Consider the following 15,220-nt stretch of genomic DNA (forward strand, 5'->3'; position numbering starts at 1 on the left):
TCGTGCTCAATACATGTCGTTTTGCCACGCGTCTGGGTCTTCAGCTCGCGCATTTCTGGTTAGCGCCACCAGCGACTGCAAGAATATCGTCGTCACCGCGACGATCAGCAGTAGAGAAAGCGGCCACACTGGTGGATTCCAGGGCGTGTTGGAGGTTTCCAACCTTGAAATGGATGCTATGGCTCGATTCCAAACAACTTTTAGAAAGACTCCCGCATAGACGCAAAGCACAAGGCTGACGGTCCCGGCCAAGAAGCGGTTTGCCCGGCGTGACAGAATGCTTTGGATGAAGTCGATGGCAACATGACTGCGGGTGCGAATGTTGTCAGCGGCGCAAAGAAGAAAAATCGACCCGAACAGAATCTGCACAAGTTCCCCAGACCAGATCGTCGGTTTGGAAAGAACGTATCGCGCAAAGACCTCGTAGCAGGATGCAAGCATTCCCGCGATCAGCGCCAGTGCCCCAAGATACGATAAGTATTTCGACGCCCGATCCACCAATGATAGCAATTTTTGCACTGTCCTACTCCCCTACTCTGTCTAATCCGGGCTAGATAGCCCGGATTAGTTGATCTAAATTGTAACGGTAGTGGACATTCTTCAGGGAGCTTCGACCACGTAGCCGAGCTTCCTCAGGAAATCCATACGGGACTGTTGGATCTCACGGAACTCTTCAGAGGCGGGCCAGTATTTTTCGCGCACGATCTGATAGCGGGCCTTCTCGAACTGCTCCAAATCGCCGTCTGGCCAAGTGATAAATTCGATCCCAGCCTCCTTCAGCTTTTTATCGATTTCGCCTTCTTCAAGACGCGACTGAACAAAGAACTCTTGACTTGCAGCCCGAAGCGCATTGTCGATAACTGCCTTAAGATCGTCCGGCAGCGCGTTCCAGGAATCAAGATTGACGATCCAGTCCGAGGAACCTCCCATGATGAATTTCGGGTCGGTGACATATTTTGTCACCTCGTGCCAGCCAAAGCCATAATGCACGGGTGTTGATACGAATTCGAACCCGTCGATTGTGCCGCGCTGCATGGCTGTGTAGATGTCTTCGGACGACATACTGACCGGCGAGGCACCCAGAATAGCTAAGGATTCTGCGGTCAGACCGGAGGTGCGCAGCTTGAGCCCTTTCAAATCGTCAATGCCTCCGATCTTTTTGTTGGACCAGATATTTTCGCCCAACAGCGTCGTGACGCCGAGATAGTAGAGGTTGTGGCGTTCGGCGACAGGACGAAGCAATTCTTTGCCACCCCCGGAATAGAACCAGTCCAGCCCTTGCTGATCTTCGAAACCCGCTGGCCATTCGTTAATAGCCTGAAGCGCTGGTTCCTTGCTCGCATAATACATCAAGAAAGTATTGCCGAGATCGAGCGCTCCAGCGCGAACGGCCTCGGGCACCTCCGCCGAAGACACCACTTGTCCCGCCGGGAAGACCTGTATCTCCATCCGGCCATTTGAGGCTTTTTCGACCTTCTCGGCGAAATTGGTGACCAGCGTGTTGTATTCCGACATGCCGGTGCTTGCATATGTCTGCATGCTCCATTTGATCTCCGCGGCCATGGCAGTTAGAGGGCCCAAGGTCATGGCAATCGTAAGCGCAATGGATTTCAATTTGATTTTCATGTATTTCTCCCTTTTGATAGTGGTATTTTGTTGCGACGCATAAGGCGTCTCATCCTTCCTTTTCCATCTGCGTGACGATTTTCGTATCCAAAAACTGTGCAACGACTTCGGCGCCGCCTTCGGTGCCCACCCCAGAATCGCGAACCCCACCAAAGGGAAGCTCAGGCAAGGCTAGCCCAAGATGGTTAACGGCCAGCATGCCGGCGGCGATCCCCTGTCTCAGCAGCCCGATCGTCGCGGCACTTTTGGCAAATGCGTATGATGCCAGCCGATAGTCTAGCCGGTTCGCCTCGGTCAGAGCGTCGTCTAGCGTCCGGTATGGATTAATCAGCGCGACCGGGCCAAAAGGCTCTTCGTTCTGGATACGGGCGGTGATCGGCACCTCGGTCAAGACCGTAGGCGCGTAGAAATAGCCTTTTCCAGCAATGCGCGCACCGCCGGTCTGAAGAATTGCCCCTAGGGCCACAGCCTCGTCGACCAGCTCGCTGACAGTATCGACCCGGCGCTGATTGATAAGCGGACCCATCTCAGTTGCAGCGTCGAACCCATCTCCCACGACCAGCGCCGTGCTTTGGTCCACGAATTTCTCAACATAGCGATCAAAGATCCGTTCCTGAACTATAAATCGCGTGGGAGAGGTGCAGACCTGCCCGGCATTGCGAAATTTCTGCTGAACCATCAGATTGACCGCAGCATCCAGATCGGCTTCTTCGGTGACAATGACTGGCGCGTGGCCGCCCAACTCCATGGTAATCCGTTTCATGTGATTAGCGGCCAGCGCACCAATCTGGCGCCCGACTTGAGTTGAGCCGGTAAAACTGACCTTCCGGATCACTGGATGCGGAATCAAATGGCCAGAGATCTTCGGCGGATCACCATAAACCAAATTGATAGTATTCGCTGGCACCCCAGCATCGACAAAGGCACGCACCAGTTCGGCGGGTGAGCCCGGCGTATCCTCCGGCCCCTTCAATACAAAGGAACAACCTGCTGCAAGCCCTGCCGCCAGCTTGCGCACGCATTGATTGATTGGAAAATTCCATGGGGCAAAGGCCGCGACTGGCCCGACCGGCTCGCGCAAGGTCATTTGAAGCACACCCGGGCTGCGCGCGGGGATGACCATGCCATAGCTCCGACGCGCCTCTTCAGCGCACCATTCGATCATCTCGGCCCCAGCCAGCACTTCGAGCTTAGCCTGCCGTAGTGGCTTGCCCTGTTCCAGCGTCAAGATCTCGGAGATGCGGTTGACACGGTCGCGCAAAATCTGCGCGGCATCGCGCAAGATTGCGGAACGTGCATGGGCAGACACGGCGCTCCAGTCTTGAAATCCGGCCTGGGCAGCTTCCAGCGCCGCATCGAGATCCTCAGCAGTGGCTGAGGCAACCTTGCCGATAATCTCTTCGGTCGCCGGGTTCACAACGTCGATCACCTCGCCGCTACCGCCTGAGCGCCATGCGCCGTCGATAAAGAGTTGGACGTTCGGATAAGTCATACTTCGCTTTGTATTTAAGATTGCATCTGGCCGTCATCGATTGCAGTGAGCACTAGTCGTCAGGATTTGGCCTCTATCATCAGGGTGCCGTTGCAGCGCAGGGGTGTCTTTAGTCCTCGATCGCCGCGGGCCCATCGAAAAGCAATTCTCCGCGACTCGCCGCAACGCTCGGGCGTTGTGGCCTATTTGACCTTTGCTTTTACGCTTGGTCTACCTCCTCGTTTGGCCGCGTCTGACAACAGATGCTGTCATAGGTCAGCGCACCAAGGGTATAGCCGTCGGCAGGTGACTTCATGAGACGGTTAATGCCGATGGACGTAACGCCACCGTCCAGGTTCTCAACAAAGATCGATTGCGGAAGGTCGCGTTCGGCGATGCTCATGATCTTGCGCACGATTCCATCGGCACCGCCACCAGCCCCCCAAGGCACAATCGCCTGGATTGGGCGATCGGGGTACTCGGCCAACACCGAATTCGTTTCTGACACCACCAACGTTGCCGCAAGCAGCGCCGAGCTCAATACTGAGCATAGAACTTTTCCCTGAAGTTTCATTTTTCCTCCCTGAGCAAGATGACACAAAGTAAGTCGTCAAAATTCACCTGTTTTTCATGCCATTAGAACATGTTGGCATATTTGGTTTCGGCAGGTCCCAATCCTGGTCAGGCGCGATTAGCCTCCCCCTTTCCAGATGAACGTCAGACCAACTTGGTATTACCGATTTGGTCACATCAGAATATGCGGTTCTACTTTTGGGTCAAGGATTTTCACGCCGGAGTTCCGTCGCATTCCAAACATCAGGCCATAGAGATGCCGCTTGACAGATAATAATTGGTTGTCCAATTTGGTTATACCGAACTGATGTACATATCATCTCTGCCGAGAGCGCCCACGCTCTGTGCAGGGCATGATGGAAACTGGAGGAGACTGGAAATTGGCTAAGACTGAAGGGCGGTATTACGGCCGTAAGCGGAAGTTCTGGACTTGGGGTTACGAGGGCGACGAGGTTCCGCAATCCGAAATCGATTCGATGTGCGACCGAATCGCCAAACGGTTAGGTGTCGAAGGGTTCGAATTATTGAAGGACCCGACATTGGACGAGATCGAGCTACGCGCGCCGCGGATCACGCCACCAGCCTCGATCGCGCATTTCTGCACCACCGAAAAATGGGACCGGGTCGTTCATACCTACGGCAAGGGCTTCAAGGATATGGTTCAGATCTATCGCCGGAACTTCGACAACCCGCCCGATGTGATCGCCTATCCCCGCGATGAAGACGAAATTCGTGCGGTGCTGGACTGGTGCGGAGAGCATGGCTATGCCGCGATCCCGTTCGGCGGCGGTTCGAGCGTCACGGGGGGCTTCTTTGCCCCGGCCGAAGATTGCGACGGTGCGGTCATCATCGATCTCGGCAACATGAACAAGATTTTGGAGATCGACGATGTGTCGCGTTGCGCCCGGATTCAGGCCGGCATCCTTGGACCAGCCTTGGAAGAGGGGTTGAAGCCCCATGGCTACACCCTGCGCCACATCCCGCAATCCTGGGAATTCTCGTCGCTGGGCGGGTGGATCGCCACGCGATCCTCGGGGCATTACGCCACTATGCTGACCCATATCGACGAATCGGTGCAGAGCCTGCGTGTCGTGACCCCGACCGGCACGCTGGAAAACCGGCGCCTGCCCGGATCTGGCGCCGGGCCGGACCCGGACCGCGCCTTCATCGGATCCGAAGGCACGCACGGGATCATCACCGAAGCCTGGATGCGACTGCAGGGCCGGGTCAAGTTTCGCGCCAATGCCTCGATCGCGTTCAAGGATTTCTACCAGGGTGCAGATGCGGTGCGGCAGATCACGCAGGCGGGCTTGTTCCCGGCCAATTGCCGGTATCTCGATGAGAAGGACGCATATTTCTACGGTGCGGGCGATGGCACCGAATCGATGTTGCTGCTCGGGTTCGAATCGGCCGACCATCCGATGGATGCCTGGCTGGAGCGTGGACTCGAGATCTGCCGCGATCACGGCGGTATCGTTCGTCAGCAGGCGGGTACCGGGACGGACGCCCTTGAGACCAGCCGCTCCGGAGCGCAGGGAAGCTGGCGCAAGCAGTTTCGCTATCTGCCCTATCTGATGCACATCCGGGCCGCGATGGGAATCGTCAGCTTTACCTTCGAGACCGCCTATACTTGGGACAAGTTCAAGGAGATCGACGGCGAATTGATGCGCCGCGTCGCCGATGCCGAGAAGCGTATTACCGGGGGCGGCATCGTCTGTCGGCGGTTCTCGTTTCTCTATCCGGACGGCCCGGCCCCCTATTACTCGATCATGGCGCCCTCAAGCCATGACCGCTGTCTCGAAGATTATCAGGCCCTGTCGGACGTGGCTTCCGAAGCACTGATCGAGTTGGGGGCAACAATCACCCATCACCATGCAGTGGGACGGACTTTCAAGCCCTTCTTCGACAAAGAGATCGATCCTGTCTACGCGCGCATGCTAGCGGCGTCCAAGAAAGAGCTCGATCCGGCCTGGATCATGAATCCGGGACTATTGATCGACCGGCCGAATGGCTTGAAACTGACTGCCTGAAGAGGAGCCGAGCCATGATCGATCTCTATTTCTGGCCCACGCCGAACGGCTACAAGGCGACGATCATGCTTGAGGAAGTGGGGCTTGCCTACAGCGTCAAGCCGATCGACATCACCGCGGGCGACCAGTTTGCCCGCGATTTCCTGGCGATCAGTCCAAACAACAAGATCCCGGCTATCGTCGATCTCGATGGGCCAGGCAATCGGCCGATCAGTGTTTTCGAGTCCGGCGCGATCCTTCTCTATTTGGCCGAAAAGACCGAGCGCCTGATACCCAGCGATCCGCGTGCCCGGATCGAGATGATGGAATGGCTGATGTTCCAGATGGGCGGATTTGGCCCAATGCTCGGTCAAGCACATCATTTCAGGGTCTATGCTCCGGAAAAGATCGACTATGCGTTCAAACGTTACACGGACGAAGCGACGCGTCTGTACCAAGTGCTGAACACTCGCCTGGACGGCCGGGATTATCTGGCAGGAGATTATTCCATAGCGGATATAGCAACCTTCACTTGGGTGCGGCCGCGCAAGATGCAGGGTCAGGATCTGGCAGACTACCCAAATATCCAGCGCTGGTATGACGCTGTAAAGACTCGCCCCGCCGTGCGCGCGGGACTGTCTGTCATGTCAGAAGCCAAGAAGTGGGAGGCAAAGCCCGGCACCGAGGCTTGGGCATCGATGTTCGGCAATTCCGGAAAACCAGCGCGCGATGGCGAATAGTGTATTGGTTATTCTGGAGTGTCGCTGCCTGCCGTCAGAAGCTCTTCCCAGCTTTTCATCGTCTGTGACAGGTGGGCATGTATCGCCTCGCTCGCAGTAGCTGAATCGTGTGCCTGTATAGCCTCGAAGATGCTTCTATGCTCTTCATATGACCGTCGACAATGTGCTTGGTCCGCAAAAAAAAGTTTGCGGCGCAAATGGGACATCTCGAAGAATGAGTTGACCAGCCTGACAAGCACATGGTTGCCCGTCGAAGCCACGATCAACTGATGAAACTCGCGGTCTTCGACTTCTATGGAATCGGATTTATCCAGCCTAGCCCGCGTTTTCTCCAAGTTCCCTTCCAGCTTGACGATATCCTCGTCGGTACGCCGCATACATGCGAACTCCACCGCCTGCACCTCCAGCACGAGGCGGGTCTCCAGCGCGTCGGCGACCTCCTTGGGCTGCAATGGAAGGCCGGACTCGGCGTGCAGTACCAGCGCCTCGAAACTGCTTTCGCTATTCAGGTCCCGCAAAAAAATGCCCGAACTCGGCCGCCGCTCGACCACCCGCATCGCTTCCAGCGTGGTTATCGCTTCCCGAATATACTGCCGAGTGATGCCAAACTTCAGGGCTAATTCGCGCTCCGAAGGAAGACGCTCACCGCTTTCGTACTTACGGTCACGGATGAAGTTCAGCAGACTGCCGATGGTTTTCTGATTTTTCAAAGACTACCTTTCAGATACAGACGGCCGGCGACCAGCCTCGACTACCCAATATCATAGCATTCCGAACCGCTCCAAGTTTGCCGGAGAGGTTTACACTATGCGCCTGATAAATGTTTTCCAAGTTACCGATCCATTTGTTCAGTCTGCCCGTGTTGCGCGATTTCCAGAATCGCATCGCGATGCTCATCCAACAACGGCGGGCCAGCCCTGTATTCGATCTTGGTACCTGAAAAGCGAACCGGATTGGCCACCAGCCGGACCGTACCGGTGCCGGAATGCGGCAAATCCACCAGCATGTCGCGGGCTAGAATTTGTGGATCTGACAGTACTTTATCCAGCTCGTTGATCGGTGCACAAGGCACTCCAGCTGCGCTCAGTTGCTCAATCCAGTATGCAGTGCTGTCCTGCTGAGTCCGCTCCGTTACCAACTTAGTCAATGCCTCTCGGTGCCGCAATCGTTCAGAATTGTTGACGAACCGGGCGTCGCTTGCTGCATCGTCCAGACCTGCGACTCGGCAAAAGGCGAGATACTGACGGTCATTGCCAACCGCCAGAACAAACGCACCGTCTGAAGTGCCAAACACCCCATAGGGAGCGATGTTAGGATGTTCATTACCAATTGGTTCAGGTGCGATGCCGCTCGCGAGGTAGTTCATGTTCTGGTTGGCCAGACAAGCGACCATCGTATCCAGGAGCGACATGTCAATATGCTGGCCTTCGCCGGTCAGATGCTTGTGGTGATACGCCGCGATCACGGCCGAGGCCGCATAAGTACCGGTCAGCAAATCGGCGATCGGCACTCCGACACGCTGCACTCCACCACCCGGGCGATCCTTGCGCTCCCCGGTCAGGCTCATGATGCCACCGATCGCCTGTATTGCCATGTCGTAACCGGCACGCTCCCGATACGGACCAGTATGTCCGAAGCCAGTAATCGAACAATAGACGAGGCCCGGATTTGTTTTACGGAGTGTCTCGAAATCAAGTCCGTAACGGCGCAGATCGCCTAACTTGTAGTTCTCGATCAACACATCGGCCTTGTCAGCGAGACTGCGCAAGACGGACAGATCGTCCTGATCCTTGAGGTCGAGACAGATGGATCTCTTGCCACGGTTCGCCGCAAAGAAATAGGCCGCGTCCTGGCCCTTGTTTTTATCAAATTCAATGAAGGGAGGTCCCCATTGACGAGTGTCGTCACCGATCTTTGGGCGTTCGACCTTCCAGACATCCGCACCATAATCCGACAGAATCTGCCCCAGCCAAGGCCCGGCAAGAATTCGGGACATATCAAGAACTTTCATTCCGACCAAGGGTCCGGCCATTGTCTCGCCTCTCATGAATCACAGTGGTTAGCACTAGAAGGTATACCGGATTGGACATACCAAAGTAAAGCGAGTTGTAGCGTTTTGCACAAAACGTAATTGGCAATTGATGGCCGCCTCTTCACAGCGGTGGCCTGATCGGCCCACGCCGGTGAACAACGCCGCCTCTCGGGCGCTTCTCTTGTACCCGCACCATTTGGACAGGGTTAGTTTTGCCGAACACACCCCAAGGTTGCGCCACGCCGCACGCGGCGAGTAGTTTCGGTATGGTATCCGCGGTGGCGGGGTGCTGAATGGGTTGAAAATCAGCTATCCTAGGCTCAGGATGCATTGATTTCGGCCGCACCGCGTGATTCACGGCTCTTAAAACGGAGCTGTGACATGAGCGATCTTTTCTGGCTGACCGACGCGCAGATGGCGCGTCTGAAGCCCTTCTTTCCGAAATCGCACGGAAAGCCGCGCGTTGACGACAAGCGTGTGTTGAGCGGCATAATCTTTATCAATCGTAATGGCTTGCGCTGGCGTGACGCTCCTGCCGCCTACGGCCCGCACAAGACGCTCTACAGCCGATGGAAGCGTTGGAGCGAGAAAGGCATCTTCGCGCGGATGATGGCGGGTCTGGCCGCCCTGCACGGCGAGAAGAATACAGTGATGATCGATGCGACCTACCTGAAGGCACATCGCACGGCGTCCAGCCTGGGCGTGAAAAAAGGGGGCGTGGTCGCCTGATCGGTCGCACCAAGGGCGGCATGAACACCAAACTGCACGCCATCTGCGACAGTCAGGGGCGCCCGCTCGACCTGTTCGTCACCGCCGGTCAGGTCAGCGATTACATCGGCGCGCGGGCATTGCTCAGCGGCCTTCCAAAAGTCAATTGGCTGCTCGGGGATCGCGGCTACGATGCCGACTGGTTCCGGGAAGCGTTGAAAGACAAAGGGATACGCGCCTGCATCCCAGGTCGAAAGCAACGCAAGACCCCGGTCAAATACGACAAGCGCCGATACAAGCGGCGCAACCGCATCGAGATCATGTTCGGAAGGCTCAAGGACTGGAGGCGCGTCGCGACCCGCTATGACCGCTGTCCAAAGGTATTCCTCTCTGCCATAGCCCTCGCAGCTATTGTCATCTATTGGTTATGAATCCTGACCCTAGCACTTCATCTCTTTTTTCTTTTCTTCTTAAATCATTAACGAGTTTGCGGTCGTTTCCGTCATCGAACACCGTAGCTTCGCTGCACTGCCAGTCTCTCGCCCATGCGGCGATGGATTTCATGGCGTGACACCGGCGGATGATGTTCGATACTGCGGAGGGATCATCCTTCGCCCAGGCGTTCTGATCGGCCCGGGCCGCAGCGGGATGGGTAGAAAGTGCCGCGATGACAAGCACCACGCCAAACAGAACCCTTCGAACCCTTGAAACGACCATCCTGCGCCTGCCTTCCCCATATGCTGTGACAGGATGATGTTATAAGGCGGTCGAACAGGGGCAATCCCCCGAAGGGGTGATGCCTGCTGACCAGCCCTGGGTGCTGGTTTCGGACATATCAGCAGCGGCTCACGGCACCGTGCCCGCCTCCACCCGCACCAATACATCCACCACCAATGATAGCCCCACCGAGCTTTGAAGCGACAGGAGAAGTGGACGCTGGTCCCGCAGCGCAATATTCTCCCCGGCCATGAATTTGCCGGCGAGCTCTTCTGAACCGAACACATCGAGCGAACGGCAGAAAGCGTATGCGACGCGGATCAGCGCATCACCTTCGGATGGTCGAAGAGTTGGCCTCAACCACTTGTGCGCACGTGGATCGACACCAACCGCCTGCGTGAGCAATTCGCGAGCGGGAAAAGGCAGTTGGTTTGCCAGAGAGGAAACCGCCTCCTGCCGAATTCCAGCTTCAATCCAGTCAACAAGCTGGAATACCGAGGTCATCTCGGTCTCTGCTCCAACAAGCCTTGCCGCTTGCAGCCATGGCGTCATCATCAATGCCTCCGATGTCTTTCCGCCTCGGCGGTGTGAACCCGGGCGATAAACGCGGCCATCAACCGATCCAGCAGATCCGGATCATCGACCGGAACGAAACCGGCGACTTCAAAGCTGATGACCCCTCGTTTAACCTCCGAGATCTTGAGGTCGCGCGCGACATTGGCCTCGAACTCAGAAAAGGGCTCGCCGAGCCGATACCAGCGGCTATATGTGCGGGCCCAACCCGCCTGTCGGTCGAGAGCGAACAATCGCGACGTGATTATCCTACTCGCAGTGATGCGGGGATGGCCGGTAACCTGCCCCCAGAGCACGACGGCTCCATGGGCATTCGCCAATGGGCGCCATAGATCGAGGATCGGCGCATTCTCGAGATCCTCGGGCGTGGGGCCGGTCTTTACGGCACGAATTGCGATGAGAGCACTTTCAAGCAGGTCACGTTCTTCATGGGACATGGAATATCTCCGTCATATGTAGGATTGGTGCGAAACGCCGCAGTGATGCCGGGGCGTCCTATTTCTTCGATCAGCTGCGCATGTCGTTCAGTTCAGCATCGGCCTGGCTTCAAGCATCTCGGCCAGGTCCAGCCGCTTGGAAACGGTGCGCAGATCGATGGTGCGCCCGCGGTCATGCAATCGCCGCAGCGTCTGAACGATCGCCTCGATCGAAATTGGAGAGAGCCCGCGTTGCGCAGCTTCCCGCTCGGCGAAGGCAAGGAGTTGCGCCAGATCAATGGGCGGCAGGCGCAGGACACGGCACCGGCTGAGGAGAGGACTGGACAGGTTGGCGACCGAATTCGAGGTGAGCACCCAGCCGAGCCAGCTCATATCGAAGACGATGCGCAAATAGGGACAGTTCCATCGCCGCGACGTGGCCGGTTCAAGGAAGGCAAGCAGGGCCGACTGCAGATCGTAAGTTCCTCCGCTGATGGAGTTGACCCTGCCCGCCTTTTCGATCTCGTCGACAATTATGATCGGATTGCCGATCCGCGTCTGCAGGATCAGGTCCAATGGCCGACCGGTGCCGGCGCTGCCCCAGCCCCGCTGCGATCCGGCAACCGCGAATGATGCGTTCTCGCTTGCGGCATCAATTGCAACCTCCGGCACGCCGATCAGTGTCGCCAGGTGCCGCGCCCATGTGCTCTTGCCGATGCCGGGCGGACCAACGAGGAGAAGCGGCGGCAACCGAAAGCCGGCATCGCCGATCCGGATCGAGCGGCGGAGCGCCTGCCAGACCAGTTCCGTCGCAGCCCCCATCCAGGGAAACCGGTCATGAAGCTCGGCTGCCAGCTCGTCAGCCCGATGCTCGGAGGGGACCGGCACCACGCCTACCCCTTCACGCAAGGTCTCGAGCCGCTTTCTGTCCTCGGACTTCAGATGGCCGAGGCCGGACCTCTCTTCCTCCCGCGCGGCAATACAAGCCGAACGGCGATCAATCCGTCTTAATGCGGACCGGGGGATATGAACGTTCCAGAGAAGCTCCTGCCACAATTCTTCATTGACGGTGCCGTCGGCATTCATGGGTTTGTCGAAGTCGGCACGCTCGGCGCGCATGGCCCGGAAGTGATTTGTGAAACGAGCTTCGAGTTCCGGTCTCGACCTGTCCGGATCCGGAAACCTGATCTCGGCAAAGGGTATGGGGTTCTTCTGCATGACGACTCCTGCAAGGGCTTCAGACGGCATGGTCCGCCTGGCACGCGGTCCTTCCGGACGCGGTGCGGTTGAATGAGCGGCCCGCGCCTGCAGGGCTCTTTGCCGATGAAAGACAAAGCCGGGTCGATGGCCGTGACCATGCAGATCAAACGGTCAGGAGGTCAATGGAGCGGAGCCGGGAGCATTCGTCGGTCGGTTTCCGAAATCGGGAAGAATCCGCGGGTTTTCTGGAAAATTCAAGGCATTGATATTATTCGTAAATATCAACCACCCGGAAATAATGGGCATTAATCACCTTGTTAATGGCCGCCAAAATCCCGGAAAGTGGCTTCTATTTGGCTGGCGGGACAACAGGCGCACCGGATCACCATTTCCAAGCAGTCGGAGAGGACTTTGCGCAGCGCCTTGCAGAGGCCACCAACGGCACGGTCAAGATCGAACTTTATCCGTCCGATTCCCTGGGTAAGCAGATGGAGCTGGTCGAGGGCACCTTCTTTGGCACCAACGACATGGTGCTGACTTCCGACGCGGTGCTGTCCAACTTCGTTCCCGAAGTCGGTATTATCAACCTGCCGTTCCTATTCAAGGATAGCGACCATGTGCGCCGAACCCTTGATGGTGAGATCGGTGAGGCGCTCGCAGCGAAGGTTGAGGCCCAAGGCGCGCACATTGTCGGCTGGTGGGAAAACGGCTTTCGCCATGTGACTAACTCCAAGCGACCGATCAAAACGCCTGCGGATATGAGAGGCATGAAGCTGCGCGTTCCTGAAGGTCCGATCTTCGTCGATACCTTTACCCAGCTCGGCGCGCAGGCAACCCCAATTGCCTTCACCGAACTCTACTCGGCCCTGCAGCTGGGCACCGTTGACGGGCAGGAGAATCCGCCCGCGCATATCCTGACGCAACGCTTCTACGAAGTGCAGGACTACGCTTCGCGGACGGGCCACATCTATCTTTCCTCACCGGTGCTGATCTCTCAGGCCGCACTGTCGCGCCTGTCGGATGACCAGCGGGAGGCCCTGATGCGGATCGGCCGCGAGACCGCCGCACGCCACACCGAGATGGTGCTGGCCGCCGAGGCCGATCAGTGGGAGCAGATCGCATCTGAGGGCATGCAAATCAATGATGTCGACAAAGCGCTCTTCATCGAAGCCACCCGCCCGGTGATCGAGAAGTATCGGCAGCAGTTCGGCCCAGAGATCATCGACCAGATCACGGCTGGCGTGAACTCATAATGGCCAACACGCACCTTGACGGCGCGGACCGGGTGCACCCGGCCGCGCCAAAAGGCCTTTGGCGCTCGCTCGATGCGGGCCTCGGGGGCCTCACCGCGATGATCTCGGTTCTGTCGGGGCTGGTGTTTCTGGGGATGACGGCTCTCGTCGTGCTGCAGGTCTTCTACCGATATGCGCTGAATGCTCCTCTTATCGGATCGGAGGAGGCCGCGCGGATCGCGATGATCTATGTTACCATGATCGGTGCGGGCCTATGCATCCGCAATCGCACCCACATGGCCGTCACCTTTTTCCGCGACCGGTTGCCGCCTATGATTGCACGTATTGCTGATATCGCGGTGGCACTACTGATTGCCGTCTTCGCGTTGATACTGATCGTCAAGGGTGCCGAGTTTGCAACCCGCGCAAGCTTTATGAAGACGCCTGCTCTGCAGATTCCGCGTAGTTGGGTGATCTACGCTTTCCCGATCGGCGGCGTTCTGATGCTGCTCTACGTAATCGAGGACACGTTGCGCGGCCTGATGGACCGGCGCCTGCCGCCCTCAGAGTCGGAGACTGACCAATGATCCCGACACTCTTCGCCTTCTTTGCTCTCCTTGTCCTGGCTGGCATGCCGATTGCTTTTGCGCTCGCGCTCGCCTCAACCGGGGTCCTCTATTTCATGGCTGATACGCCGCTGTTGTTAATTTTGCAGCGGCTTTACAGTGGACTAGACGTCTTTGCTCTGATGGCGATCCCGCTGTTCCTTTTCGCCGGTCACCTGATGACTGCCGTGCGCATATCCGAGAAGCTCGTGGCGTTGGCCTCAGTCTTCCTTGGTCACTTCCGCGGGGGACTGAGCCTTGTGGCCACCGGCGCCTCGATGGTATTCGGCGCGATTTCGGGTTCGGCCAACGCTACCACTGCAGCAATTGGGTCTGTGATGATCCCGTCGATGAAGAAACGCGGCTACGACCAGGCCGACGCGGCGGCCAACGTTGCGGCGTCAGGAATTTTGGGGCTTGTGATCCCGCCCAGTATTACAATGGTGCTCTACGGCGTGGTCGCCGGCGTCTCGATCGGAGACCTCTTCATCGCCGGCATCCTGCCCGGCGTGCTGATCGCCGCTGGTTTGATGGCGGTGAACTACCGCATCGCTGTCAAGAAGGGCTATCCAGCCTCCGACCGTTTGCCGCTGCGCAAAGCAGGCCCAGTGTTCCGCGATAGTATTGTGGCTCTGATCATGCCGCTACTGATCCTTGGCGGTATCTACTCAGGTGCTTTCACGCCGACCGAGTCAGCAGCCGTGGCTTGCCTCTACGGGCTGGCCGTAGGATTTTTCTGGTATCGCAACGTCAGTTTTGGCAAAGTCTTCCACATCGCCCGCGAAACTGTCGAGAGCACTGCGGCGATCCTGTTTCTGATCGCGGCGTCGAACATCTTTACCTATGTGCTGTCCTCGCAGAACGTTCCTCAGCAATTGGCAGCGGGCCTCCTGGGTATCTCGCAAAATACTATGGTGATCATGGCGATCATTCTCGTGATGTTACTTGTGATTGGAACCTTTCTCGACAACGTGGCCGCAATCATTTTGGTTACGCCTACGTTGATGCCTGTGGTCTCTGCGCTGGGGATCGATCCAATCTTCTTCGGGGTCTTCATGGTGATCGCGGTGGCGGTTGGACAAATCACGCCGCCTGTGGGAATAAACCTCTTCATCGCGACAAAACTCACTGACCAACCTCTTGAGGCGGTGGTGCGCTCGTCTGTGCCCTATTTCCTCCTCTACACCGGCATCCTGATCGCATTCATCTTTGTGCCGGCCATCATGGCTCTGTAGAGATTACGGTGCAGCTACGCTTGCTGCACTGTGTTGGGGCTGACCTCGAACAGCCTGGCGAGGTCGGCGCGATGGGGCAGCCG

16 protein-coding genes are annotated in these 15,220 nt (G+C 57.3%); 7 read left to right on the forward strand and 9 right to left on the reverse strand.

Translation table 11 applies throughout. The features are described 5' to 3' along the window. Positions 1 to 6: 6 nt before the first annotated feature. The 4 genes from AC0J5K_RS23230 to AC0J5K_RS23245 form a co-directional block, all read right to left on the reverse strand. A complete protein-coding gene (locus AC0J5K_RS23230; RefSeq protein WP_274564335.1) occupies positions 7 to 519 on the reverse strand; it encodes a TRAP transporter small permease subunit in 513 nt (170 codons plus the stop codon). 81 nt (positions 520 to 600) lie between these two features. Further along, positions 601 to 1,626, reverse strand: coding sequence for a TRAP transporter substrate-binding protein DctP (gene dctP, locus AC0J5K_RS23235; protein WP_274564337.1), 1,026 nt, complete (start codon positions 1,624 to 1,626; stop codon positions 601 to 603). Between the two features lie 49 nt (positions 1,627 to 1,675). Then, positions 1,676 to 3,118 carry an NAD-dependent succinate-semialdehyde dehydrogenase gene (locus AC0J5K_RS23240; RefSeq protein ID WP_274564339.1) on the reverse strand — a complete coding sequence of 481 codons (1,443 nt, stop codon included), beginning with the start codon at positions 3,116 to 3,118 and terminating at the stop codon, positions 1,676 to 1,678. A gap of 199 nt (positions 3,119 to 3,317) precedes the next feature. Further along, positions 3,318 to 3,671, reverse strand: a complete 354-nt coding sequence (locus AC0J5K_RS23245) for a type 2 periplasmic-binding domain-containing protein (RefSeq protein WP_274564342.1) — start codon at positions 3,669 to 3,671, stop codon at positions 3,318 to 3,320. Positions 3,672 to 4,050: 379 nt separating this feature from the next. Here AC0J5K_RS23245 and AC0J5K_RS23250 point away from each other — a divergent pair, with 379 nt between their 5' ends. Together AC0J5K_RS23250 and AC0J5K_RS23255 are read left to right on the forward strand one after the other, a co-directional pair. Further along, positions 4,051 to 5,700 carry an FAD-binding oxidoreductase gene (locus tag AC0J5K_RS23250; RefSeq protein ID WP_274564344.1) on the forward strand — a complete coding sequence of 550 codons (1,650 nt, stop codon included), beginning with the start codon at positions 4,051 to 4,053 and terminating at the stop codon, positions 5,698 to 5,700. Positions 5,701 to 5,714: 14 nt separating this feature from the next. Further along, on the forward strand, positions 5,715 to 6,419 hold the full coding sequence (locus tag AC0J5K_RS23255; RefSeq protein ID WP_274564346.1) for a glutathione S-transferase N-terminal domain-containing protein: 705 nt from the start codon (positions 5,715 to 5,717) through the stop codon (positions 6,417 to 6,419). Positions 6,420 to 6,427: 8 nt separating this feature from the next. Here the strand turns inward: AC0J5K_RS23255 and AC0J5K_RS23260 are convergent, their stop codons facing one another. Beyond that, a complete protein-coding gene (locus tag AC0J5K_RS23260) occupies positions 6,428 to 7,129 on the reverse strand; it encodes a FadR/GntR family transcriptional regulator (protein WP_274564348.1) in 702 nt (233 codons plus the stop codon). 122 nt (positions 7,130 to 7,251) lie between these two features. Then, positions 7,252 to 8,430, reverse strand: a complete 1,179-nt coding sequence (locus AC0J5K_RS23265) for a CaiB/BaiF CoA transferase family protein (protein ID WP_274564349.1) — start codon at positions 8,428 to 8,430, stop codon at positions 7,252 to 7,254. A gap of 402 nt (positions 8,431 to 8,832) precedes the next feature. On the opposite strand from AC0J5K_RS23265, the gene AC0J5K_RS23270 reads away from it, so the two are divergent. After that, positions 8,833 to 9,590, forward strand: a protein-coding gene (locus tag AC0J5K_RS23270; protein ID WP_420398465.1) for an IS5 family transposase whose coding sequence is annotated in 2 segments (ribosomal slippage) — positions 8,833 to 9,169 and positions 9,169 to 9,590 — 759 coding nt in all. Because the reading frame shifts where the segments join, the coding sequence is not laid out codon by codon here. Between the two features lie 415 nt (positions 9,591 to 10,005). Here the strand turns inward: AC0J5K_RS23270 and AC0J5K_RS23275 are convergent. From AC0J5K_RS23275 to AC0J5K_RS23285, 3 genes are all read right to left on the reverse strand, one after another. Next, positions 10,006 to 10,431 carry an antitoxin Xre/MbcA/ParS toxin-binding domain-containing protein gene (locus AC0J5K_RS23275; RefSeq protein WP_274563297.1) on the reverse strand — a complete coding sequence of 142 codons (426 nt, stop codon included), beginning with the start codon at positions 10,429 to 10,431 and terminating at the stop codon, positions 10,006 to 10,008. Beyond that, entirely contained in the window at positions 10,431 to 10,886 is a 456-nt protein-coding gene (locus AC0J5K_RS23280; RefSeq protein WP_274563295.1) for a DUF6634 family protein, read from the reverse strand. Before AC0J5K_RS23280 ends, AC0J5K_RS23275 begins: the two co-directional genes overlap by 1 nt. A gap of 87 nt (positions 10,887 to 10,973) precedes the next feature. Beyond that, a complete protein-coding gene (locus tag AC0J5K_RS23285) occupies positions 10,974 to 12,083 on the reverse strand; it encodes an AAA family ATPase (RefSeq protein WP_274563293.1) in 1,110 nt (369 codons plus the stop codon). 72 nt (positions 12,084 to 12,155) lie between these two features. Here AC0J5K_RS23285 and AC0J5K_RS23290 point away from each other — a divergent pair, with 72 nt between their 5' ends. The 4 genes from AC0J5K_RS23290 to AC0J5K_RS23305 are packed head-to-tail and all read left to right on the forward strand — an operon-like array spanning position 12,156 to position 15,137. Continuing rightward, positions 12,156 to 12,374 (forward strand): hypothetical protein, encoded by a 219-nt coding sequence (locus tag AC0J5K_RS23290; protein ID WP_274563291.1) that lies wholly within the window; start codon positions 12,156 to 12,158, stop codon positions 12,372 to 12,374. A gap of 11 nt (positions 12,375 to 12,385) precedes the next feature. Then, positions 12,386 to 13,318, forward strand: coding sequence for a TRAP transporter substrate-binding protein (locus AC0J5K_RS23295; protein WP_274563289.1), 933 nt, complete (start codon positions 12,386 to 12,388; stop codon positions 13,316 to 13,318). Continuing rightward, positions 13,318 to 13,884 carry a TRAP transporter small permease gene (locus AC0J5K_RS23300; protein ID WP_274563287.1) on the forward strand — a complete coding sequence of 189 codons (567 nt, stop codon included), beginning with the start codon at positions 13,318 to 13,320 and terminating at the stop codon, positions 13,882 to 13,884. The genes AC0J5K_RS23295 and AC0J5K_RS23300 overlap by 1 nt, the downstream gene beginning before the upstream one ends. Next, a complete protein-coding gene (locus AC0J5K_RS23305) occupies positions 13,881 to 15,137 on the forward strand; it encodes a TRAP transporter large permease (RefSeq protein ID WP_274563285.1) in 1,257 nt (418 codons plus the stop codon). Before AC0J5K_RS23300 ends, AC0J5K_RS23305 begins: the two co-directional genes overlap by 4 nt. Positions 15,138 to 15,220 lie beyond the last annotated feature (83 nt).

It is taken from the genome of Marinovum sp. E3, from assembly GCF_055755275.1.